The sequence below is a fragment of the Bacillus sp. FJAT-27445 genome (genome assembly GCF_001510665.1).
Taxonomy (GTDB): domain Bacteria; phylum Bacillota; class Bacilli; order Bacillales; family Cytobacillaceae; genus Bacillus_D.
Genome location: NZ_LMTI01000002.1, coordinates 406,729 through 430,658 on the forward strand (window position 1 = coordinate 406,729; position 23,930 = coordinate 430,658).

Below are 23,930 nucleotides of genomic sequence, written 5' to 3' on the forward strand. Positions count from 1 at the left end.
TCCTTACTCCTGCTGTTCCCGGAATTGTTTTACAAAGGAAGCAAGCTCCACTTCCGCCTGGTCACCAGTTTCCATATTCTTAAGATTGATTACGCCTTTATCAAGCTCATCATCGCCAAGTACGGCTACAAAACGGGCATTCAGCCTGTCAGCGGCCTTGAATTGCGCCTTCAGCTTCCTGCCAAGGTAATCCCGCTCTGCTGAAACGCCCTCATTGCGAAGCTTCTGAAGCAGCCCGACTGTGTAGTCCTTTGCTCGGTCTCCGAGAGACACAAGGTAGCAATCGATTTTTTTCTCTACCGGAAGTCCAACTTTTTCGGCCTCCAGCGCAGCTATGAACCTCTCAATGCTTAATGCAAAACCGATTCCTGGTGTTTCCGGCCCGCCAAGATCTTCTGCAAGCCCATTATAGCGGCCTCCGCCGCACAGGGTTGTAATTGCCCCAAAGCCTTCCGCGTCACTCATAATTTCAAACGCTGTATGATTATAATAATCAAGCCCCCGGACTAGATTCGGATCGACCTCAAACGGAATGTCCAATTCGCGGAGATACTCCTGGACTTTTTCAAAATAGGCCCGTGATTCCTCGTTCAGGTACTCGACGATTGAAGGAGCGGTTTTCATTAATTCATGCTCGCGGTCCTTTTTGCAATCAAGGATCCGCAGCGGATTTTTTTCAAGCCTGTTCTGGCAGTCACCACAAAATTCGCCAATCCTCGGTTGAAAGTGGCGAACGAGCGCGTCCCTATGCGCTTTCCTGCTTTCGGCATCGCCAAGGCTGTTGAGGATAAGCTTCAGCTTTTTCAGGCCAAGATCCCCATATAATTTCATGGCCAGGGAAATGACTTCCGCATCGATTGCCGGGTCATTGCTGCCTAGCGCCTCGACGCCGAACTGGACAAACTGGCGGAAACGCCCCGCCTGTGGCCTTTCATAACGGAACATCGGCCCCATGTAATAAAGCTTTACAGGCTGATCTGGATAGCCGAACATCTTTTTTTCGACGAAGGATCGGACAACCGCCGCTGTCCCTTCCGGCCTTAGGGTAATACTTCGGCCGCCCCGGTCTTCAAATGTATACATTTCCTTCTGGACGATATCAGTTGAGTCACCGACGCCGCGGCTAAATAGTTCCGTATGTTCAAAAATCGGTGTCCTGATTTCCTGGTACTGATAAAGCCTGCAAAGCCGCCTAGCCGCCTCTTCAATCAGCTGCCACGTTTCGACCTTGCCAGGCAGAATATCCTGAGTTCCCCTTGGTATATTGATTGCCATGAGAATTCCTCCTTTTGTATGTAATGCAGGTGCCTTGCACCCATTCGCGCTAATTTGTGAAAATAAAAAAACTCCCCTCCCCTGTTTATTGCTAAACAAGGGACGAGAGTTTTGGATTCCCGTGGTGCCACCCTAATTGAAGCCCAAATGCGGGGCTCCCTCTTTTACAGTTAACGCCTGCAACGTTCTCCCCTACTGTCAGTTCAAGGAGAAACCTACGGAGTGTTCATTCATTAAACCTTCATGCGGAATTGCTTTCAGCCCGGGGCAATTCCTCTCTGTCCATGGTTTATGGCTTAACTACTATGCTCCATCATCGGTTTTGTCTAAATATGTCCATTGTCGCTAATCTAGGCAGCCTGTGCTTTTCTATTATCATAATGAGCCAATCAAAAGATGTCAATACCGGATTAGGAACGTTCCAGCCGTTTCTTTAATTTTCGGACATCCCTGATCGTCAACCCGAATTCACTGGCGAGTTCATAGGTACCAGACTGCTGTTCTTTTTCAATGAAATCGTGAAAGTCTACGCCAAAAACCCCTTTGCCAGCAGCATTTGCATGCATCCCTTTATCGCTGAACCTCATCCGCCTCATCCTCCATTGTGGGATTGTTTTACTAGTCTCTCCACTTTCCCGGAAAAAGTTTCAAGAATAAAAAAGTTAATTTCCCAAGTACCTTTTAGCCTAAAATGGATATATTGAATGAAATTTTCCAAACTTTCCGCTAAAATGATAACTAGGATAGGAGGTTGCGAATGGAAAGAAGATTTTTATTGCTGCTAGCATGCTGCATATTGGTAATCGGGACAGTTTTCCCCTTAAAGGAAGCCGCTGCCGGCCAAACAGCCGCCGCGGCCGTCGACAGCCTCAATATCCGGAGCGGGCCGGGCTTAAGCTTTAAAGTGGTATCCACAGCTAAAAAGGGCGCCAAATTTCCGATTATCGGCGAATCGGACGAATGGACCCAGCTGCAGCTGCCTTCAGGCGGGACAGGCTGGGCGGCAAACTGGCTTTTAACGCGAAAAAGTGAAAGCACTGCCGCAGTATCGTCCGTGGATAATTTGAGGATTAGAAATGGACCCGGCAATGGCTATGGAGTTTTAGGCTATTTGGCTAAAGGACAAGCTGTCAATGTTATGGAAAAAGACGGGGAATGGTGCAGGATAACAAGCACTTCGGGTAATGGCTGGGTTTCGGCCCAATTCCTGAATGGGTCGGTAAAGGACGAAAAAAAGGAAGCGGTCAATCCGCCTTCATCGGAAGAACAGGCCATGAAAACAGTCAATGCCGATCTCCTGAATGTTCGTTCAGAAGCTTCCCTTACTAGCACTCTTATCGGCAAACTGGCCAATGGCACGAAGGTTGAAGTAATATCGGAAGGGAACGGCTGGGCCCTTATTTCATTTTCGGGTAAAAAAGGCTGGGTAAGCTCTGAATTCCTATCATCACCGGTTAATGAAACTGTCCAAACCGCGCCAAAGCCAGCTGGGGTTACAGGTACCGTTACAGCAACTGCTTTGAGCGTACGAAATGAAGGTTCGCTCAGTGGCAAAATCGTTGCCACTGTAAATAAGGGACAGACTTTCAATATCTTGGCGGAAGCGAATAATTGGGCTAAAATTGAATACATGCCAGGCAAGGCTGGATGGGTCGCCGGTTGGTACCTGAATAAAGCAGCGGCAGGAACAGCACCCGTACCTCAGCAAGTGAAGGAAAGCTGGGCCGCGATTCTCTATGATGGCACAAATATCCGCCACAAAGCATCTCTCGATTCGAAAGTTGTCGCCCGTGCAAACAAAGGATCCGAGTTCAGGATTAAAAACATTTCCGGAAGCTGGTATGAAATCGAACTCAAGGGCGGCCAAACGGGGTTTGTCGCAGGATGGATCGTCGAGGTATCGGGCCTGGCCCCGCAAATAAATAAATCGGGCGGGGAAGCATACTTGAAAAACAAGGTGATTGTCCTTGACCCTGGCCATGGAGGGATAGACAATGGCACGACCGGGGTAAGGGGCACCTATGAAAAAGGGCTCACCTTGAAGACTGCCAATCTCGTCTATACGAAACTGGCCGCAAAAGGCGCGAAGGTCATCATGACAAGGGACCGGGACACCTATTTATCGCTGCCGTCACGTGTCAGTTCGGCCCACAACCATGGTGCCGACGCGTTCATCAGCATCCATTATGATTCCAACTATGACCGAAGCGTAAGAGGAATGACTACATACTATTACCATTCCTATCAAAAAAATCTTGCCGGAGCTCTCCAGGCATCTGCCTCAAGCACTACAAAGTCGATCAGCAGAGGGGCCAGATTTGGGGATTACCACGTCATCAGGGAAAACAAGCAGGCTGCCGCATTGATTGAACTTGGCTATTTAAGCAACGCCGAGGAAGAAATGGCTGTCCTCTCAAATTATTTCCAGGACGCAGCATCCACTGGGATCGTTGAAGGGCTTGCACGGTATTTTAAAGAGAATTGATTTACTGCTAATTCGCAGCGTGCCCCGGTAGTTTCAATTTACACTTTTTAATGTAAAAAGTCCCCTTTAATAGAGGGGACTTTTCTTTATGATGAAGATATCGATTAATTATTTAGGTATATCGATCAATTATTGAGATTTATCGATTAATTATTTAGTTATATCGATTAATTAATGAGATTTATCGATTAATACTGAATTTTAGCCAACGAAACACCCGCCAGATTCCCGGCGGGTGTTCCAATTTTCAAGCATTAAGCCTGAGTATCCAAAATAAGCGTAACGGGCCCGTCATTAATGAGGCTGACATCCATCATTGCCCCAAACCGGCCAGTCTCAACTTTTATCCCTTTTTCGCGCAGGAGGGAGTTGAACGTCTCATAAACTGAGTTGGCAAGTTCCGGCTTCGCGGCCGCCATGAAATTCGGTCGGCGGCCTTTCCGGCAGTCCCCGTACAGCGTGAATTGGGATACTGACAAAATGTCGCCGCCAACATCAAGGAGGGAAAGATTCATCTTGCCTCCCTCATCCTCGTAAATCCTAAGGTTGACAATCTTTTCAGCCAAAAAGGCAGCGTCTTTCTCTGTATCGTCATGAGTTACGCCCAGTAAAACGACAAGGCCCTTGGAAATTTCCCCAACTGTCTCCCCGCCAACTGTGACGCGTGCTTCCTTGCTTCTCTGTACGACTGCTCTCATTGTGAAACTCCTTAGTTCATTATTCTCCGAACCGAATAAATATCGGGAATTTGTTTTATCCTATCAACGACCCTTTGCAAATGGGCCACATTATGAATCGCTATCAACATGTTGATGGTCGCCATTTTATTTCGGTCAGACCTTCCGGAAACGGCGGTTATATCCGTTTTTGTTTCATTGACAGCCTGCAGGACTTCATTGAGAAGGCCTCGCCGGTCAAAGCCGTTAATTTCAATCTCAACATTGTATTCCTTCCGGTCATTGAAAGCGGACTCCCATTCAACAGGTATGAGCCTTGATTGGTCTTCACCCGGGTCGATATTCGGGCAATCCAACCTGTGTACCGATACTCCGCGCCCTTTTGTTATAAACCCGATAATTTCATCGCCTGGTACCGGATTGCAGCATTTGGACAGCCTGATTAATAGGTTATCGATGCCCGCAACTCTGACACCGGAATCGCGCTTTTTCACAGCGGGAGGCGGTGTTTTCAGATCGGTAAGAGCGGTGGCAATCGTGGCTTCCTGTTCCTGGTCTCGCTTTTTCCGCCATTTTTCAGTCAGCCGGTTAGCGACCTGGAGAGCGGTTACCCCGTTATAGCCGACAGCCGCGAACATATCCTCTTCATTCATAAAGTTGAATTTTTCAGCGACTTTTTTAATATTTTCGGTAGTCAGGATTTCTTTCAAATCAAAATTCATTGCACGGATCTCTTTTTCAATCAGTTCCTTGCCCTTGTCGATATTTTCATCCCGCCGCTGTTTTTTGAAAAATTGGCGGATTTTGTTTTTTGCCTGTGAGGTTTGAGCGAGCTTCAGCCAATCCTGGCTTGGCCCATAGGAGTGTTTGGATGTTAAAATTTCAATGATATCCCCGGTCTTCAGCTTATAATCAAGCGTGACCATTTTCCCGTTCACCTTCGCCCCAATGGTCTTGTTTCCAATTTCCGAGTGAATCCGGTAAGCAAAATCAATTGGCACCGAGCCGGATGGAAGTTCAATGACATCCCCTTTTGGAGTGAAAATGAATACCATATCGGAAAATAAATCAATTTTAAGCGACTCCATAAATTCTTCGGCATTCGCAGTATCATTCTGGAATTCAAGAATATTTCTGAACCAAGTCAGCTTTTGGTCGAAGGAAGAACTTTCACTGATGTTCTTTCCTTCCTTGTATGCCCAGTGGGCGGCAATACCGAATTCGGCAATCCGGTGCATCTCGCTCGTCCTGATTTGGACTTCCAGCGGGTCGCCTTTCGGGCCGATAACGGTCGTATGGAGGGATTGGTACATATTCGGCTTTGGCATGGCGATATAATCCTTAAACCGGCCTGGCATTGGCTTCCAGCATGTGTGGATAATGCCAAGCACGGCATAACAATCCTTGATGCTGTTGACGACGATCCTGACAGCAAGCAAATCATAGATTTCGCTAAATTGCTTGTTCTGCAAAACCATCTTCCGGTAAATGCTGTAAATGTGTTTAGGGCGCCCGGAGATTTCCGCCTTAATTGAAACCTCTTTTACACGCTCCTTAACCTCATTAATAACATCGTCAAGATATTGCTCACGCTCAGCACGCTTTTTCTTCATAAGGTTAACAATCCGGTAATATTGCTGCGGATTCAAGTACCTTAATGCAGTATCCTCGAGTTCCCACTTAATTTTCGAAATACCGAGCCTGTGGGCAAGCGGCGCGAAAATTTCCAATGTCTCATTGGCAATACGCTGCTGCTTTTCAAAAGGAAGATGCTTCAGCGTCCGCATATTATGCAGGCGGTCCGCCAGTTTTATCAAAATGACCCGGATATCCTCGGCCATAGCAACAAACATTTTCCGGTGGTTTTCCGCCTGCTGTTCCTCATGTGATTTATATTTAATTTTTCCCAGCTTCGTCACGCCATCAACAAGCATTGCAACTTCATGATTAAATTCCGTTTGGATATCATTGAGCGATACGGCTGTATCCTCAACGACATCATGAAGGAAACCCGCGGCAACCGTAGCGGGATCCATCTCCAGGTCTGCCAGGATGCCTGCTACCTGGATGGGATGGATGATATACGGTTCACCCGATTTCCGGAATTGGTCATGATGGGCCCAGGCAGCATACTCGTAAGCTTTCCTTACAAGCGCGACATGCTCCTCATTTAAATAGGCCTTTGTCTTGTCGATGACTTGTTCGGCGGTTAGCACCTGATCGTTCGCCATGAAATCACCTTTGTTTCGTATTAGGAAAAGATTCTTTTTAAAAAACTGCCGTAATTACCAATAGGGCAGCCTTTGCCTCAGTTCTATGATTAAATTAGAATGATTGTTACTATTATCGAGAAAAAAAACAAAGATGTAAAGGGAAAGGACGGTATTTTTCCAGGATAGCAAGAATTTCCCGGTATTTCGGCCAGTTCTTTCTTTATTTTGGAAAATTAACTTAGCTACTATAGAGATGTTAGTGGATATATTTGCCATAGAAGATGATAAAATCAAGAGAGCACCCGTGTGAGTGCTCCCCTCGTAACTAAAACTGCATCAAAGTCAATAAATCGTATCCTTCAAGCTTTTTGCGGCCATCCAGGTAACCCAGTTCAATTAAAAACGCGATACCCGCTACAACTCCGCCGAGCTCTTCAACAAGCTTGATTGTTGCCTCAATAGTCCCGCCGGTCGCAAGAAGGTCGTCTGTGATGAGTACACGCTGTCCTGGCTTAATGGCATCTTTGTGGATTGTCAGGACATCCTTGCCGTATTCAAGGCCATAGCTTACCTTAATCGTTTCACGTGGCAGCTTGCCTTCCTTCCTTACTGGCGCGAAGCCAATCCCAAGAGAATAAGCTACCGGGCAGCCGATGATGAACCCGCGTGCTTCCGGGCCGACAATAAGATCAATTTCTCTCTCACGGGCATATTCAACAATTTGGTCAGTCGCATATTTATAGGCTTCCCCATTATCCATCAGGGTCGTAATGTCCTTAAAGTTAATCCCTGGCTTTGGCCAGTCGGGTACAATGGTTACAAATTGTTTTAAATCCATTCCTTAAGTGCCTCCTCATTTTCAACAGACTCCATCAGGACTTGGGAGAACCAGCTCCTAAGCTGCTCGTAAGATGAATAGAGCAAATCCTTTTCAAGAGCGATTTGTGCAAATTTCTTTCGGTACGCACCCGACTCTGTCAGGTCACGTTTGGATGATGATTTCAAAATGGAAATGAATCCATTGTTTATTGTAACAAATTCCAGTTCAAAAAACACCTCGGACATAAAATCAATTGTTTCTTTCGTCCAGCCTCTTCTCTTTGCAAGCTGACTGCCATATCTACTTATATCAAAAGGGGAATTTTTCAAAAGAAAGGCATAATACCATTTAAAATGGTCCCTGCTTGGCATTGTGCTGAAAAATTCACTTGTTTCTTGGTAAAAAACTGCGTATATCCGTGCCGGGCTTTTCCCGGACAGCAGTTCTTCCAGAATTTCCTTGGATGGCGGCAGGTCGGCAAGGACGATGCTCGCCCCGTCAATCCTTGCTGAACTGGCCTCGGCAGTTGAAGAGATTGAGAGAATTTCGTCCTCAACCCCCTGTTTTCCCACGGAGGCAAGATTGGCTTCATTGAAAACAATGAACGTTTTCTTGATTTCGGGAAGCTTGCCGCGAAGAGAACCAATTGTCCTGGCTCCTCTAAAATCAAATAGCTGCCAGTTTCTGACGGCAATATCCTGGAGCATAAGCTGGGGCTTCCGGATATTGTTCCATTCATTAATTGACAACTCTCCTGCGACAGCAACCCTTGAGGATGGGGAAATTTGGTCAGCCAAGGCTCCTATGCCAAAGCCGATCCCGTCCAATGAAGCCTCCCCGTTCGAAAGCGTCAATTTTAAGTGGTTGCTGTCGCTACCAATCCTGCGAAGAGAAGTAATGGCGGCATCCTCGATCGATATCCTCGGTTTCGGATTATCCATACCGAATGGAGCCAGAAGAAGAAGCTCTTCAAGGGCGGAAAGAGTAGCATCAGAAATTGAAATTTCCGCATCCAGCTTAAGTAAGGGGACAAAGTCTTCATCACTCATTTGCATTGAAGCAAGGTTATTCAGCCTTGTACGAAAATCGGCTATATCTTCAATCTTTAATGTCATACCCGCCGCCATTGGATGTCCCCCGAAATGCGGAAGGATGTCCCTGCATTCAGACAGGTTCTTGAACAAGTCAAAGCCTGGTATGCTCCGAGCTGATCCCTTTGCCAGCCCCTTTTCCAAATCAAAGCTTAGGACAATGACCGGCCTGTAATATTTCTCTACAAGCCTTGACGCAACGATTCCTATAACGCCTGCATTCCAGCCCTCATTCCCGACTACAAGCACTTTATTCGCATCGGGAGGGTAATCTCGATCGACTTGTTCGATCGCCTCTGCGGTTATTTCCTGTACGATTGACTGGCGTTCCTTGTTAAGCCTGTCCATTTCTAGTGCGAGCTCTTCGGCTTCCAGCACATCACTTGTCAATAGCAGCTTGACCGCCATACTTGCATGTTCAAGCCGTCCGACAGCATTGATTCTCGGAGCAAGTGAAAAACCGATTGTTTCTTCATTAATAGTGGCCGGGTCAACCCCCGCACACTTAAAAATTGCCCTTATTCCGATATTTTTCGTAGCCCTCAGCTTTTCAATCCCCGATTTCGCAATCAGCCGATTTTCCCCCTTCAGGGAAACCAGGTCAGCAATGGTTCCAATTGCCGCAATTTCCAGGAGGTGCTCGGGAACATAGCCATAAAGAGCATGGGCAAGTTTAAAAGCAACACCGACACCGGCTAGTTCCCGGAACGGATAGATGCTTTCAGGAAGCTTAGGATGGATGATGGCAAGCGCATCAGGAAGGATCGGACCTGGTTCATGGTGGTCGGTGATAATTAAATCAACGCCAAGCTCCCTGGCAATGTCGGCTTCATGAACGCCAGCAATTCCTGTATCCACAGTAATGATCAGCTTAAAACCATTTTCAGCCGCTTTTCTAAAGGCAGCTTCATTTGGCCCGTACCCTTCTGTAAACCTGTCAGGTATGTAATAGTCGGCGTTCGCCCCCAACTCTTTTAACGTAAGCATCAAAACCGTTGTGCTGCTTACTCCGTCGGCATCATAGTCGCCATATATTAAAACAGGTTCCTGCCTATCGATTGCTCTTTTAATCCGAGAGACTGCCAATTCCATCCCCTTTAGTAGATAAGGATCGTGGAAATTTTCCCCGCCAAATAAAAAAGCCCGTGCGGCTTCAACAGTATCCAGCCCCCGGTTTACTAGCATTGAGGAAACAAGGTGAGAAATATTCAATTCCGCCGTTAACTTTTTCGCAATACTTTCATCGGATTCGCGGACAATCCATCTTGTTTTCGATTTTAACAAAACGTTCACCCCTCAACTGTTCCATTATACAGGAGAGGGAAAATCTATACAATGAAAAATATGGCACATCCAACTTGGAACCTGGCCGTTTATTTCCTCTCCAGGCACTTCGCTTTCCGTGGAGCGTCAGTGGAGGCCCCTCGGCGATTGCGCCTGCGGGGTCTCCCCTTGCAGCCGCATTCCACAGGAGTCTTCGTGCCTTCCGCTACAATCAACTAGCTTTTCAATTTCATTTGTGTTAAAAAATTCAGCCTATTGGTTAATATTAGAGCTCCTATCAAAGAAAAAAAGATGGCAAGTAACAATGCCATCTTATTATATAGCTATTCTACTTTTAATTTTATTGCTTTACCTGTCATTCCACCACGGGCATGTAAAACAAAACCTTTTGCATCAACAGGAACTTCAAAAACAATTTTTCCTGTTAAAGTTAAGCCGGGATTTAATGATTTTAAGAAGAAATCAATATTTCCATCATTTTCGCCAAGATCATAAGCAATTTGACCATCGGAAGAATAAGTGAACTCCCTACCTTGATCGTCAACTAATTTAAAGCTATTTGCATCCACAGTTATTGCGTCTTTTTGATTGTTAGTTAGGGATACTTCTACAATTTTATAAACGCCTGAGGCTTTCTTTTTAGTGTATTCATTTCCTACCTCTTGTCTATCTTCAACTGAACCAACTTTAATTGTTACGTCAGAGGAAACACCTTCATTAGACAAAGGTTTGTCTTCTATCTTTGGTGCTTTTTTACTACTACTATTACTCTCCGGTGTGCTGCTAGCTGGTTTAGCATTATCATCACCGCCACCTATACTTGCTATGATCCCGATAACAATTAGAACTGTTATACCAATTAGTGCTTTCATAAAAAAGCCCATTTTTAACTTTTCCCCACAGTGAGGACATCTTTTAGCAGATTTTGCAACTTCTTTACCGCAAGTCTTACAATTTTTCAGTTTTGCCAATTCTATCTCCCCTATTCTCTTATGTATAAAAGCAATACCTTACAATTATATTATAATTTGCAAAATATTGGAACATCAAACCGAAATAATTATATTGCAAAGACTTTGAGGTTAGAAGTACTTGGGTTACTTACTCAATTATTGAAAAAGTATTTTGATATCTAAACAAAACGATAAAAAAAAACCTCAGGAAATCCTGCGGTTCCAGAGTGTCGACAAAAGGCCGCGAGAGGGCATCTTCTCGCGGCCTTTTGTCATTTTTGTGGAAAATCCCAAGATTAATCGCAAGATAATTTTCCCCAGGACCTTACTCTTCGAGTATTCTTATGCAACTTGCCATGTCCAATTGGCAAGTTTCTTCAAATTCATTGCAGCAAAAGTAAGCATCGCCTGCATGGACAATTTTTTAAGGCCTCGTAAGGTTGTCCACCGCATACCATGCTTTTCTTTTGCGTCCGCAAAGACACGTTCAATCGTTTCTTTTCGTTTGGCGTATATCTGTTTAATCTCATGCGTGTGTCGCAAATGTTCTGCCTCTTCCAGGTAAGGCTCCCAAATGTGGCGCTGAATGAGCTTTTGATGGTTTTTACTTTCTGTACACTTTGATAGAAATGGGCAAGAAGCGCAAATTGCTGGATTTGACTTATACTGGCGATACCCTTCTTTCGTTGTTGTCGTGTACTTTAATTCCTGCCCTTCAGGGCAGAGGTAGCAATTGTAGTACTCATCATAAACATAGTCATGCTTTCGGAAGAACCCTTCTTTCGTTTTTGGACGCGTATAAGGAAGAACAGGCAACATCTGATTCTCTAATAGAAAATTAGTGATTGAGTGTGTTTTATAGGCTGCATCAGCTGCGACAGCTAGCGGCTTCTTTACCTTTTCAATTATCTTTTCGACAAGTGGCTGTAAGATATGGCTGTCATGTATGTTGCCAGGAGTGACGATGGTCCCCAACACAAATCCTTTTTCATCCGTGGCTGCATGAAATGAATAGGCAAACTGTTTCGTTCGCTCATCCTTTACATAATAGCCGCTCTCAGGATCTGTCGTACTCTCCTTGATTTCCTTCCACTCCTCCTTTTCAAATTTCTCAGGAGAAAATGGCTTTTTCCCGTGTTTCTCCCGATCTAAATTAAGCTCCATTTGAAGCTTTTCTTCATAGGCGCGGGTTTCCTTTCGAACGAGTTTCTTGCCATACTTGCGTTTATTGGCATTCGCTTTTACATGTGTAGAATCTACAAATACATGTTCAGGAGACAACAACCCTTTATCCATAATCTCCATTAAGATCCGATAGAAAATCTGTTCAAACACATCGGAATCATAAAAACGGCGTTCGTAATTTTTACCGAAGGTAGAGAAGTGCGGAACTTCCGTGTAGAAACCAAACCCTAAAAACCAACGATATGCCATGTTGGTTTCAATCTCTTTAATGGTTTGGCGCATGGAACCTATGCCAAATATGTATTGTATGAAAGTTATTTTAAATAGTACGACTGGATCAATACTAGGCCGGCCCAGTCCGGAATACAAGTGTTCTACCAATGGATAGATGAATGAAAAATCAATCGCAGATTCCAGCTTGCGCACTAAATGATTTTCAGGAACTAATTGATCGATGGTCAGCATTTCAAATTGTTCACGTTCATTGGCTTGATTTTTAGTCATCATGGCAGGTCACCTCATACATAGTGTTCTTTATATAAAGGGAATACTAGTCGATTGGAATGGAGGGTGGCGACTCCTGCGGGAATAGCGGGATAGTCGAGACCCTGGACTGAGCGTAGCGAGGGAAGCGGCTCGGCCCCGCCCACGGAAAGCGTCCACCCGGAATGGAAATCTAGACGCACTGTCATTTCAATTTATATTTTAAATTAAAAAAGACTGTAGGCAAACCCGAAACTCTTCGAGTTTGTCTACAGTCTGACCGCAGGAAATCCCGCGGTTCTTTAAATTATACCTGCGGCTGATCGGAGTACTTTTTCTTTTCCTTGTACGTGATCAGGACGCCTTTTTTCTTCAGTTCTTTATTTTTCCACTCTACCCAAATCTGGGCGGCGATGAAAATGGACGAATACGTACCGACAATCAAACCGACGAGCAAGGCGAGGGAGAAACTCCGGATCGATTCGCTTCCGAAGATCAGGAGCGCCACAACGGACAGTGCGACCATAAGAACCGTATTGACGGAACGGCCCAGCGTCTGCCTGATGCTAGTGTTAACAACATCCTCAATTTCCTGTTTTGTTTTCAGGCGGCGTCGCTTCTGCATGTTCTCGCGCATCCGGTCAAAGGTGACGATCGTATCATTGATCGCATAACCAACAACGGTAAGAACCGCGGCAATATACGTAATATCCACTTCCCAGCGGATAATGCTAAACAGCGGGAAGACGAAGAATGCCGCAAACAGCAAGGCAATAATCGCTGAAACACCCATCGGCAATTCGAAACGGAAGGCCACGAATATAATTAGACCCAAGCAAGCAAGCAACAACGCGTACATAGCGTTTTTCGCCAATTCCTTACCCACAGTCGGGGAAACGCTGTTCACAGTCGGGTCTTCGCCGAACACTTTATGCATTTCCGATTTCAGTTTAGTAACTTCATCCTTTGAAAAGTCCTTTTTAAAACGTGCCACACCGATATTCTTCTTATCGCCGGAAATTACGATATCATCCGTTTCAAATCCAGCTTTTTTCAGCTCGGAAGCAACTTTTTCAGTTGTAAGCGGTTTGGCCGAAAGAATATCAACCCTTGTTCCGCTCGTAAAATCGATGCCAAGATTAAGCCTAAAGATAAGAAGGATGATAATCCCTAAAACGGTAAGCGCACTGGTTGCTATGAAAAAGGCTTTCCTGTTTTTAACGAAATCGAAACGGTCGAACTTCGTTGGTAGTTCAAGTGTATCGACATTTTGGTCAAGGCTGTAAATCTGGCTCTTTTTAACGCCGAACCAGCTTGCCCTTTTATTCAGGAAGCCGCTGTTTACCCAAAGACCGAGCAGCCATCTTGATAAATAAACGTTTGTGAAAAAGCTTCCCAGAATACCAATGATCAAGCCTGTCGCGAATCCTTTGACGGAGCTTGTCCCATAGAAGAAAAGAACTGCCGCCGCAAGGAGAGTCGTAAGGTTGGCGTCGGTAATTGCGGAGAAGGAGTTTTCATTCCCCGCCTTGAAAGCGGCCTTGATCGATTTGCCGACCTTGATTTCTTCCTTGATCCGTTCATAGGTAATGATGTTCGCATCAACCGCCATCCCGACACCCAGGATAAGGGCAGCTATACCCGGAAGCGTTAGGACTACATTCAGCCAATCAAATATGAGTACAGTCAGGTAGATGTAAATCGTAAGAGTCAGTGTCGCGATGAATCCAGGGAAACGGTAGTACGCGATCATGAACAGGAAGATCGCCAATACGCCGATGATGCCAGCGAATAATGTTTTATCCATTGCCTGCGCACCGAATTGCGCGCCAACCGAAGTCGAGTAAATTTCCGTAAGCTTTACTGGCAGAGCCCCTGCGTTGAGAAGACTCGCTAGCGTCTGGGCTTCTTCAGGCGTAAACGATCCTACTATCGAAACTGTATTTTGGTTAAAGACTTCCCTCACGGTCGGGGCCGAAATGAAACCCGGCACTTCCTTGCCCACTTCTCCTCTGAAGGAATCTTTGCCTTCTTCAAAATCCAGCCAGATGACCAAATAGTTGTCTGGCGCCTTGTTGACAATTTCCTGCGTTACTTTCCGGAATTTGTCCGCGCTTTTTAATTTCAGAGAAACGCTTGGCTTTCCGTCCTCATCAAATGTTTGTTTGGCTCCGCCCTCCGCAAGGTCGGCACCGTCCATCATCAAATTGTCATCGGCATCCCTGAATGTCAGGTTTGCTTGTGTCGACAGGATCTCACGGGCTTTTGCCTGATCGGTTACGCCTGCAAGCTGGACCCTGATCCGGTCGGTGCCTTCAATTTGAATATTCGGCTCGCTCACGCCAAGCGCGTTGACACGCCTGTCCAGAGCTTCGGCAGTATCAATGAGAGCCTTTTTGTCAATTTTCTGGCCTTTCTTAGCCGGCTTCACTTGGTAAAGAATTTCAAATCCGCCCTGCAAATCGAGGCCGAGTTTAATATCTTTTAAGATGTTTAGTGATGTGGCGCCTATTAGACTTCCAACCAAGGCGATAACAAGTATAAAGGCCACAATCCTGTTGCGCTTAACCATTCAGTTGTTCCTCCTTCAATTCCATGCACATAACCTATTGCTACTTTTAACCAATATTCTCATTATGAATTATCAGCAATATCCTGTCAATTTGCTATAATTGGGAATTTGTACTAAAACGACCCTAATCCAAATGGCTCAAAAAAATAATAGCTCCGCATGGATAGCGGAGCCGCCGTCACAGGCATTATTTTAACAACTCTTTCCACTCTTCTTCGTTATCAAGGGAAAAGGGCGATTCCTTATACGTTTCCATTGTTGCAAAACTGATGAAGTCACTCATCTTTACCGTTAGGATATCCTGGACAATTTGATGGAATAGCTTTTCTCCTTTGTCCTTTTTCCATTTTTTCTTGACGAGATACATCCATAGCTCCTCTTTGCTAATTGAATTGTTCCCGAGAAGCCGGAATTCATCCAGCTTGCTTTCGAGGACAGGAGCAAGCGTTGACCGGTATTGATCGTAAACATGCCCTTTTTCCATTTGGCCCTCCCGTAACTGTTTGTCTTTTTAAGCCATCCGTGTGTCTTCTTGTCCACCTCGCTGCATATAGTTAATTGTATATGATATCCACTATTTTGAGAAGGTGGGAAACGAATGTCTAAGTTTTTAAAAGGGACAGCCATCCTGCTCTTGGCAGGCTTTATAACGAGGGTGCTTGGTTTCATCAACCGGATTGCCATTGCCCGCTTCATCGGCGAGGAAGGGGTTGGCCTGTATATGATGGCCTATCCAACCCTTGTCCTCGTCATTACAATTACGCAGTTCGGGCTCCCGGTGGCTATTTCAAAAGCCATTGCAGAAGCAGAGGCTCGCGGGGAATATGGTAAAATCAAAAAAATCCTCGTCGTTTCCCTTGCGACAACCCTTACCTTGTCTGCAATTTTCACACCCGCACTCATTCTGCTGGCACCATGGCTTTCCGAGACGCTGTTTACAGACAACCGTACATTCTATCCTCTTATAGCTATTGCTCCGGTGGTTCCAGTCATCGCGGTTTCATCGGTGCTGCGCGGCTATTTCCAGGGGCGGCAAAACATGAAGCCGGCTGCCTATTCCCAGATTCTTGAACAATTTTTCAGGATTGCGTTAATTGCCGTCATGACTAAAGCATTCCTTCCGTACGGCATAGAGTATGCAGCCGCGGGAGCAATGCTTTCAGCTGTTATTGGTGAAATCGTCTCATTGATTTACTTAATGACCGCTTTTAAACTGAAGAAAAAATTCCGATTGCGAAAGGATTTCTTTAAGTTTGTCCGGTCCGGCAGGCAGCCCTTTAAGGAACTAATGAATGTTGCAGTGCCTACAACAGGCAGCAGGCTGATCGGCTCCATCTCCTGGTTTTTTGAGCCAATAGTCGTCTCGCTCAGCCTTGGGCTCGCGGGAATCGCCGCGGCGGAAGCAACGAAACAGTATGGGGCGCTTACCGGATTTGCGATGCCATTACTCCTTTTGCCATCGTTTATCACTTATTCGCTTGCGACTTCACTAGTTCCTGCCATCAGCGAGGCGAATTCAAAAAATGACGGCAATTTGATTGAATACCGCTTGCAGCAATCGCTCCGTTTTTCTTTTTTAACCGGCGGAATTGCTGTTGCCGTGCTGTATGTCCTTGCTGATCCGCTAATGATGTTGATGTACGGTTCCAGTAATGGAGCGCAGTTCATTCGGATTATGGCTCCCTTCTTCTTATTCTATTACTACCAGGGACCCCTCCAGGCAGCGCTTCAGGCCATGAATCTCGCCAAGGCTGCAATGATTAACAGCCTTATTGGCGCTATTGTCAAAACAGCTGTCATATTTGTATTAGCATCCCAGCCTTCGTTCGGGATTAACGGGGCCGCGCTCGGCATGATTACCGGTTTTGTACTGGTCACCCTACTCCATTTTGCAACAGTATTGAAAAGAATATCGTTCTCATTCCATATAATGGAGTACCTTAAAGGTTTTCTTGCAATTGCTATTTCAGGAATATGCGGTTCTTTCATCTACATAAACATTGCGGGTGGGAATTCCCTTTTATTCCGTGTCGTACTTTCGGTAGCTAGCATGGCGACAATATATGTAATCCTTGTCCTTTTCCTAAAACTGATTAGGCCTGCGGAGCTAAAAAGAATTCCTTATATCGGACCTTTCCTATCAAGGCTTTCTTATTAAAATGGACCTTCAAAAATTAAAGAGGCTGGTGACAGGATATTCCACATTCCTGAAGCCAGCCCTTACTTTTTATCAAGCTTATCAATATAAAGATCTCCCCGGTCATAACTGCAAAAAGAAATTTTCCTGATTTCGGGTGCGCCCTGCTTCTTTAATTCCTGTCGGAGCCAAAAGCTCGTCTTGTTGATTCTTTTCAGGTTTTCCTCCTGGATAATCCCGTCAATTATTAAGGGCATCGTAATATCCCCCTCGGGAGCATTCTTTTTTTTCTTTCCTGGCGGCTCCTTTTTAAAAACGGAAAGCTTTCCTGAAGGCTCCAGAATCGCAAATTCTACATCGGAGATATTCCGTATGTTTTTTTCCCTTAGCTGAACAAGCAGGTCGTCAAAATTATAGCGCTGCTTCTTCATCGTTTTTTCATCAATTGTGCCCTTGTTGATGATAATGGACGGCCTGCCATCTATCAAATCCCTGAATCTTTTGCTCTTTAGGGATATAAATGCAAATACTATCTGAAGTGTCACAATTGCAATGATTGGGATAAGGGTATGGATTAAATGGTCATTCGTATTTTCAATCGCCATTGAAGCAATTTCCGCGAGCATGATTGTAACAACGAGATCAATGACGCTAAGCTCCCCAACTTCCCTTTTCCCCATCAAGCGAAAGGTAACAATTATAAGGAGATATAAAAGGATAGTCCGGAACAGTATCTCCCAATGATGAGCCATATTGACGCCTCCTGGATATCGATACCCTTATTCTCTTCACTCAGGCCCAAAAAAGTACGGTACATTTTTCCACCTGGGGCAATTTTGGAATTCTAATTTTAATCTTTGCGAATATGCTTGTACTAGGCAAAGACTTGGGCCTTGCTATTGGATTAAAGCGGGGCCGGAAGGGGAGGATGAAAATCGAGACCAGAGGCATCGGGAGAGGAATCGTTTTTGGGCTGATCTTCATATTTGTATTTGCAATGATCAGTTCATTAATCTTTTCGTTAATTTTGAGGTTTACGTCTGTTCGTGAGCTGTCGCTCGAGTATATTATTACAGCTATGTCCTTTATCGGCCTGTTTGGCGGAGGATTCCTAGCCGGCGGCAAAGCTGGAGAAAGAGGCTGGCTGATCGGGGGCATGACCGGGCTGATTTATTCGTTGATTGTCCTTATGTTTCAGTACCTGGGATATGACAGGCTGTTTGACGCGCAGCAAATCGTTTACCACATTTGTTATATCCTTATATCCATGATGGGCGGAATCCTTGGCGTGAATATTGCTTCGCCAAAAAGGACAGCTTCCTAAAAAGATGGGGTTCGGCTTATCCAGTGAATGAAGCAGTAGATACGTCCCCTGCTTCATTCGGCTTCAAACAAAAGGCATCCCACTCGTTGTGGAATGCCTTTTTTGTGTTGTTTAGCTGTTTGTTGTTTCAGAAGCGTGAACATCGCGGATTGCCGCACGATCATATGTAAGCCTGCTTCCATCCCCACAGCGGATGACAACTTTGTCCTCATCCAGTGAATCGACAAAACCATGAAGGCCGCCAATTGTTACAACGCGGTCCCCCTTTTTCAGTTCGCTCTGCATTTTCTGAACTGCTTTTTGGCGCTTCTGCTGCGGACGGATCAATAGAAAGTAAAATAGGACAAACATTAGGATTAATGGTCCTATTGTACCTAGAAGATTACCTCCACCCATATCATTACCTCCTTTCAGTACAATCTATTTAGAAATTTTTCGCATCGGGCTTATTGAAGCCATAACGCTCAAAATATTCTTCCCTGAAGTCCCCCAGACGGTCTTCCCTAATTGCCTGTCTGACTTGCTCCATCAATTCTATCAGAAAATGTAGATTATGATAAGATGTAAGTCGAATTCCGAATGTTTCTTCGCATCTAATCAAGTGGCGGATATATGCCCGGCTGTAATTTCGGCATGTGTAGCAGCTGCAATTCTCATCAATCGGCCCGAAGTCACGCGCATACTTGGCGTTCTTCACGACAAGCCTCCCATTGCTTGTCATCAAGGTGCCATTTCTTGCAATCCTTGTCGGAAGGACGCAGTCGAACATGTCGACTCCGCGGATCGCGCCATCAATCAAGGAGTCAGGCGATCCAACCCCCATCAAATACCTAGGTTTATTTGAAGGCAATAGCGGCGTTGTGAACTCAAGGACGCGGTTCATGACATCCTTTGGTTCCCCGACGGATAAGCCGCCAATCGCATAACCAGGGAAATCAAGGCTAACAAGGTCGCTGGCGCTTTGTTTGCGCAGGTCCTCAAATTCGCCGCCCTGGACTATTCCGAACAGCCCCTGGTCCCCTGGACGCTGATGTGCGTTCAGGCAGCGTTCTGCCCATCTTGATGTCCTCTCAACCGATTTTTTCATATACTCATGGGTTGCAGGAAATGGCGGGCATTCGTCAAACGCCATCATGATATCCGACCCGAGAGCATTTTGGATTTCCATTGCCTTTTCCGGTGAAAGAAACAGTTTGTCACCATTCAGGTGGTTTCTGAAATGGACGCCTTCTTCTTCAATTTTACGGAATTCACTCAAACTGAATACCTGAAAACCTCCGGAATCTGTGAGGATAGCCCGGTCCCAGTTCATGAACTTATGCAGGCCGCCAGCTTCACGGATGATTTCATGCCCAGGGCGTAGCCAAAGATGGTACGTATTGCTCAGGATGATTTTCGCTCCCATTTCCTTTAAATCTTCCGGGGACATCGTTTTTACTGTAGCCAATGTGCCAACCGGCATGAAAACCGGGGTCTCGAAGCTGCCATGCGGGGTATGGACCCTGCCAAGGCGTGCACCGGTTTGTTTACATGTTTTTATTAATTCGTATTTAATTGCAGCCAATGCAATTTACTCCTTCCATCGGTGAATTGAGCCATAAAGTGAGTATGGCAATTTCCCGATTCAAAAAATGAATACTATTTAAATAATCAGCATAGCATCGCCAAAGCTGAAGAATCTGTATCTTTCGCTGACTGCGGTCTCATATGCGTGCATGATTGTTTCCCTGCCCGCGAGAGCGCTGACAAGCATGATTAATGTCGATTTTGGCAAATGGAAATTGGTAATCATCCCGTCAATTGCCTTGAACTCGTAGCCAGGGTAAATAAAGATGCTCGTCCAGCCGCTGGACGCTGCGAATTGGCCATTTTGTTCGGATGCGACTGTTTCAAGCGTCCTGGTTGAGGTGGTTCCAACCGTAATGATCCTGCCGCCGTTTTCTCTCGTTTCGTTCAGAAGCCGGGCGGTGCCTTCTGTTACAATGTAAAACTCGGAATGCATATCATGCTCCAAGACATCATCCACACTCACTGGCCTGAAGGTGCCAAGGCCGACATGGAGTGTAATAAAAGCGATTTTGACACCCATTGACCTGATTTCGTCCAGCAATTCCTCGGTAAAATGAAGTCCGGCTGTTGGGGCAGCCGCGGAACCCCTCTCTTTCGCAAAAACGGTCTGGTACCGGTCTTTGTCCTCAAGCTGTTCCTTTATATAAGGTGGCAGAGGCATTTCACCAAGCTGCTCAAGAATCTCATAAAAAATCCCGTCATATTTGAATTCCAGCACCCTTCCGCCATGCTCGGCTTCACCCGTGCAAACGGCCGTAAGGAGCCCATTACCGAATTCAATTTCCGTTCCAACCCTAATTCTTTTTGCTGGCTTAGCAAGTGTTTCCCATGTATCTCCCTCAAGCTGCTTTAAAAGAAGAATTTCTATCTTCGCTCCAGTATCCTTTTTTGCTCCGTACAGCCGAGCAGGCAGGACTCTAGTGTCATTTAGGACAAGGCAGTCGCCCTCGCGCAAATATTCCTTTATATTCTTAAATATCTCATGTTTAATGCCGCCTGTTTTTTTATCGACAACCATCAGCCTGCTATTGGACCTGTTTTCAAGAGGAGTCTGGGCAATCAGCTCCTCAGGCAGATGAAAATCAAATATATCCACTTTCATTGGTAACACCCTTACTGTTTATAAAATAAAGGACAGGTGGTTAGCCTACCTGAACTTCCCGGCTATATAAAGTACAATCGATAAAACAACGCTAATCACAATGGATGTCACAACAGGGAAATAAAAGGTAGTATTTCCTTTTTTAATAAAAATATCACCTGGAAGCTTTCCCAGCTTTAGAATAGGCATAAGCAAGCCTATCAAAAAAATGATTGCGCCAATTGCCATCAGCATTTTGGACAATCCGGTCATTTTTCGGGCACCTCCAAATGGAAATGGCGGTAAACCAGCTCGGTTACAACCCGCCCCCTCGGCGTTCGCTGAAGGAAACCGATTTGAAGAAGATAGGGCTCATACACATCTTCAATCGTATCCGATTCCTCGCCAATAGTAGCTGCGATTGTATCAAGGCCCACGGGTCCGCCCCGAAACTTTTCAATGATCCCGGTTAAAAGCTTGTGGTCGATATGGTCAAGGCCAAGCCTGTCAACCTGAAGGAGTTCAAGTGCTTCCACTGCCATGGCAAGATCGATTTCTCCATTTCCCTTCACTTGGGCAAAATCACGGACCCGGCGGAGCAGCCTATTGGCGATCCTTGGGGTGCCGCGCGACCTTCTCGCGATTTCCCCGGCTGCCGGCCCAGAGATTGACGTATTCAGGATGTCAGCCGTCCGTTCAACAATTTCCTTTAGCTGTTCTTCCCTATAATACTCGAGGCGCGCCAAAACTCCAAACCGGTCCCGCAAAGGCGCGGAAATTGATCCAGCTTTTGTCGTGGCGCCAATTAGTGTAAACGGAGGCAAGTCGAGGCGGACCGAACGTGCTTCCGGACCTTTGCCAATGACGATGTCCAGGCAGAAATCTTCCATTGCCGGGTAAAGAACCTCTTCTATTGATCTCGGAAGCCTGTGGATTTCATCAATGAACAGCACATCCCCGGGTTCAAGCGAAGTGAGTATTGCGGCGAGGTCACCGGGCCTTTCAATCGCCGGACCCGAAGTGGTTCTCATATTCACGCCCATTTCGTTTGCGATGATTGTGGCGAGTGTTGTTTTCCCAAGCCCCGGCGGACCATATAATAGAACATGGTCCAGCGTTTCCCCACGCATTAGTGCGGCGCGAATGAACACATCCAGGTTCGATTTGACCTTATCCTGGCCGATATACTGGGACAATGTGCGTGGCCGGAGGCTTGTTTCAAAAACGATGTCCTGCTGGTCCGCCTCACTTGAAATAACTCTTTCGTCCATTCCTATCACCCTATTTTAAAAGTCTTTGCAGAGCTTTTTTAATATATTGGTCGGTTGACATTTTCTCTTTCTTTAATTCAGGTGAAATTTTATTGATTTCCCTTTCGGAATAGCCAAGTGCCTTAAGTGCCAAAACCGCTTCTTCAAACTCCCACGAACCGGTCCCCGGAGCAGGCGTCCCCTCATCCGGATTAAACAAATCAGGAAACAGGTTGGGGGTGATATGCTGAAGCTTCCCTTTTAAATCTAGAATCATTTGCCGCGCAGTTTTTTTGCCTACCCCCGGAAACTTCACAAGAAACGCTTCATCCTCATTTTCGATTGCCTGGACCACCTGGACCGGCTCCCCGAATGCAAGAATAGCAAGCGCTCCTTTGGGCCCTATTCCAGAAACGCTTAAAAGCTTAGTAAAAAGTGTTTTTTCTTCCCGTGAAGAAAAGCCAAACAGACCCATTACATCTTGCCTGACATAATGGTAAACAAAGACTTTCACATCGCTCCCGATTTTCCCCGTATAGGCAAAGGGATTCGGAGTGGCGATTTGCCAGCCAATTCCGGAATTTACAACAACTATGTATTCAGGACCTGCAAAGTCCAGTTTCCCACTAATAAAATCAAACACTGCTCTCTCTCCTCTTTCTTGCTGTACTCCATTCTACCATATTATTTTAATGAACCTGAACAAAATGGTTGCTTCAATTTCATTATTTCACTATAATTAGAAAGGTCTTAATTTTCAGATGGGGGTTATTAACAAATGAAAAAACTATTAGCATTACTGGCTGTTTTCACTCTGGCTTTCGCGGTGGTTGGCTGTTCCGACAAGGAAGGCTCCAATGGAGCAGAGGATAAAAACAAAGAAGAAAACAAAGCCGAGCTCACTGACCAGGCTAAATCAAAGATGTACAATGCTGTCCGTATGGCTGAAAACAAGGTTGATACTGTTTATGCCCATGACGCAGCTGAAGACGGAACTCCAGTTCTAAACGCTACTTTTGCTGACGAAGCGGCTGCCGAAACATTTTTAACAAAATACTACAGTGAAGATGTTGCAAAACAAATTTCAGAGCACTATTCAACAGGTGAAAAGACTCCTGAAGGACAAATCATCGTAAAAGCTGATCCATTCTTCGCACATCCGATTGCTGCGACAACCCAGAAAGATGTAACAATCGAAGGTGATGCAAACAAAGGAACGGTTAAAACTCAGGACGGCGTTACTTATACGGTTGAACTTAAAGACGGCAAGTATTTCGTTACAGGCGTTGAAAAGTAATAGAAAAAAACGATTGGGCATTTATTTCCAAGCGTTCAGACTGTAGACAAACTCGAAGAGTTTCGGGTTTGCCTACAGTCTTTTTATTTTAAAATATAAATTGAAATGACAGTGCGTCCAGATTTCCACTCCGGGTGGACGCTTTCCGCGGGCGGGGCCGAGCCGCTTCCCTCGCTACGCTCAGTCCAGGGTCTCGACTATCCTGCTATTCCCGCAGGACATTGAATGGCATCC

At 45.6% G+C, this 23,930-nt stretch carries 21 protein-coding genes and 1 other annotated feature; of the genes, 4 read left to right on the forward strand and 17 right to left on the reverse strand.

Annotated features, from left to right (window positions below; translation table 11 throughout):
• Positions 1 to 3: 3 nt before the first annotated feature.
• Both hisS and AR337_RS23470 read right to left on the reverse strand, forming a co-directional pair.
• The gene (gene hisS / locus AR337_RS06735) at positions 4 to 1,275 is read right to left on the reverse strand and encodes a histidine--tRNA ligase (protein WP_059171246.1); all 1,272 of its coding nucleotides are present in this window, start codon (positions 1,273 to 1,275) and stop codon (positions 4 to 6) included.
• 95 nt (positions 1,276 to 1,370) lie between these two features.
• Positions 1,371 to 1,601, reverse strand: a binding site (T-box leader).
• A gap of 84 nt (positions 1,602 to 1,685) precedes the next feature.
• Positions 1,686 to 1,862 (reverse strand): hypothetical protein, encoded by a 177-nt coding sequence (locus tag AR337_RS23470; protein WP_059171247.1) that lies wholly within the window; start codon positions 1,860 to 1,862, stop codon positions 1,686 to 1,688.
• A 170-nt stretch (positions 1,863 to 2,032) separates the two neighbouring features.
• Between AR337_RS23470 and AR337_RS06745 the strand changes: the two genes are divergently transcribed.
• Entirely contained in the window at positions 2,033 to 3,760 is a 1,728-nt protein-coding gene (locus tag AR337_RS06745) for an SH3 domain-containing protein (protein ID WP_059171248.1), read from the forward strand.
• A gap of 254 nt (positions 3,761 to 4,014) precedes the next feature.
• Here the strand turns inward: AR337_RS06745 and dtd are convergent, their stop codons facing one another.
• The 8 genes from dtd to AR337_RS06785 form a co-directional block, all read right to left on the reverse strand.
• The gene (dtd, locus tag AR337_RS06750) at positions 4,015 to 4,458 is read right to left on the reverse strand and encodes a D-aminoacyl-tRNA deacylase (protein WP_059171249.1); all 444 of its coding nucleotides are present in this window, start codon (positions 4,456 to 4,458) and stop codon (positions 4,015 to 4,017) included.
• An 11-nt stretch (positions 4,459 to 4,469) separates the two neighbouring features.
• Positions 4,470 to 6,668: a bifunctional (p)ppGpp synthetase/guanosine-3',5'-bis(diphosphate) 3'-pyrophosphohydrolase gene (locus AR337_RS06755; RefSeq protein ID WP_059171250.1), complete on the reverse strand. Its 2,199-nt coding sequence runs from the start codon at positions 6,666 to 6,668 to the stop codon at positions 4,470 to 4,472.
• A 307-nt stretch (positions 6,669 to 6,975) separates the two neighbouring features.
• Entirely contained in the window at positions 6,976 to 7,488 is a 513-nt protein-coding gene (locus AR337_RS06760) for an adenine phosphoribosyltransferase (protein WP_059171251.1), read from the reverse strand.
• Positions 7,479 to 9,845: a single-stranded-DNA-specific exonuclease RecJ gene (gene recJ / locus AR337_RS06765; RefSeq protein WP_059171252.1), complete on the reverse strand. Its 2,367-nt coding sequence runs from the start codon at positions 9,843 to 9,845 to the stop codon at positions 7,479 to 7,481. The genes AR337_RS06760 and recJ overlap by 10 nt, the downstream gene beginning before the upstream one ends.
• Positions 9,846 to 10,168: 323 nt before the next feature.
• Complete coding sequence (locus tag AR337_RS06770) at positions 10,169 to 10,729, reverse strand: DUF4352 domain-containing protein (RefSeq protein ID WP_082686904.1); 561 nt, start codon at positions 10,727 to 10,729, stop codon at positions 10,169 to 10,171.
• Between the two features lie 411 nt (positions 10,730 to 11,140).
• Positions 11,141 to 12,490, reverse strand: a complete 1,350-nt coding sequence (locus tag AR337_RS06775; protein ID WP_059171254.1) for an IS1182 family transposase — start codon at positions 12,488 to 12,490, stop codon at positions 11,141 to 11,143.
• 283 nt (positions 12,491 to 12,773) lie between these two features.
• On the reverse strand, positions 12,774 to 15,038 hold the full coding sequence (gene secDF, locus AR337_RS06780) for a protein translocase subunit SecDF (protein ID WP_059171255.1): 2,265 nt from the start codon (positions 15,036 to 15,038) through the stop codon (positions 12,774 to 12,776).
• Between the two features lie 187 nt (positions 15,039 to 15,225).
• A complete protein-coding gene (locus AR337_RS06785; protein ID WP_059171256.1) occupies positions 15,226 to 15,522 on the reverse strand; it encodes a post-transcriptional regulator in 297 nt (98 codons plus the stop codon).
• A 114-nt stretch (positions 15,523 to 15,636) separates the two neighbouring features.
• Here AR337_RS06785 and spoVB point away from each other — a divergent pair, with 114 nt between their 5' ends.
• A complete protein-coding gene (spoVB, locus tag AR337_RS06790) occupies positions 15,637 to 17,196 on the forward strand; it encodes a stage V sporulation protein B (RefSeq protein ID WP_059171257.1) in 1,560 nt (519 codons plus the stop codon).
• Between the two features lie 62 nt (positions 17,197 to 17,258).
• Here the strand turns inward: spoVB and AR337_RS06795 are convergent, their stop codons facing one another.
• The gene (locus tag AR337_RS06795) at positions 17,259 to 17,927 is read right to left on the reverse strand and encodes a DUF421 domain-containing protein (RefSeq protein ID WP_059171258.1); all 669 of its coding nucleotides are present in this window, start codon (positions 17,925 to 17,927) and stop codon (positions 17,259 to 17,261) included.
• A 176-nt stretch (positions 17,928 to 18,103) separates the two neighbouring features.
• Here AR337_RS06795 and AR337_RS06800 point away from each other — a divergent pair, with 176 nt between their 5' ends.
• On the forward strand, positions 18,104 to 18,499 hold the full coding sequence (locus AR337_RS06800) for a TIGR04086 family membrane protein (protein WP_059171578.1): 396 nt from the start codon (positions 18,104 to 18,106) through the stop codon (positions 18,497 to 18,499).
• A gap of 111 nt (positions 18,500 to 18,610) precedes the next feature.
• Here AR337_RS06800 and yajC read toward each other — a convergent pair whose 3' ends face one another.
• From yajC to ruvA, 6 genes are all read right to left on the reverse strand, one after another.
• A complete protein-coding gene (yajC, locus tag AR337_RS06805; RefSeq protein ID WP_059171259.1) occupies positions 18,611 to 18,895 on the reverse strand; it encodes a preprotein translocase subunit YajC in 285 nt (94 codons plus the stop codon).
• Between the two features lie 28 nt (positions 18,896 to 18,923).
• A complete protein-coding gene (tgt, locus tag AR337_RS06810) occupies positions 18,924 to 20,069 on the reverse strand; it encodes a tRNA guanosine(34) transglycosylase Tgt (RefSeq protein WP_172797526.1) in 1,146 nt (381 codons plus the stop codon).
• 72 nt (positions 20,070 to 20,141) lie between these two features.
• Complete coding sequence (gene queA, locus AR337_RS06815) at positions 20,142 to 21,170, reverse strand: tRNA preQ1(34) S-adenosylmethionine ribosyltransferase-isomerase QueA (protein ID WP_059171261.1); 1,029 nt, start codon at positions 21,168 to 21,170, stop codon at positions 20,142 to 20,144.
• 45 nt (positions 21,171 to 21,215) lie between these two features.
• Positions 21,216 to 21,422 carry a DUF2905 domain-containing protein gene (locus tag AR337_RS06820; protein WP_059171262.1) on the reverse strand — a complete coding sequence of 69 codons (207 nt, stop codon included), beginning with the start codon at positions 21,420 to 21,422 and terminating at the stop codon, positions 21,216 to 21,218.
• Positions 21,419 to 22,420, reverse strand: a complete 1,002-nt coding sequence (gene ruvB, locus AR337_RS06825; protein WP_059171263.1) for a Holliday junction branch migration DNA helicase RuvB — start codon at positions 22,418 to 22,420, stop codon at positions 21,419 to 21,421. The genes AR337_RS06820 and ruvB overlap by 4 nt, the downstream gene beginning before the upstream one ends.
• A gap of 10 nt (positions 22,421 to 22,430) precedes the next feature.
• Positions 22,431 to 23,042, reverse strand: a complete 612-nt coding sequence (gene ruvA / locus AR337_RS06830) for a Holliday junction branch migration protein RuvA (RefSeq protein ID WP_059171264.1) — start codon at positions 23,040 to 23,042, stop codon at positions 22,431 to 22,433.
• Between the two features lie 135 nt (positions 23,043 to 23,177).
• On the opposite strand from ruvA, the gene AR337_RS06835 reads away from it, so the two are divergent.
• Positions 23,178 to 23,696: a hypothetical protein gene (locus AR337_RS06835; RefSeq protein WP_059171265.1), complete on the forward strand. Its 519-nt coding sequence runs from the start codon at positions 23,178 to 23,180 to the stop codon at positions 23,694 to 23,696.
• The last annotated feature ends 234 nt before the right edge of the window (positions 23,697 to 23,930 follow it).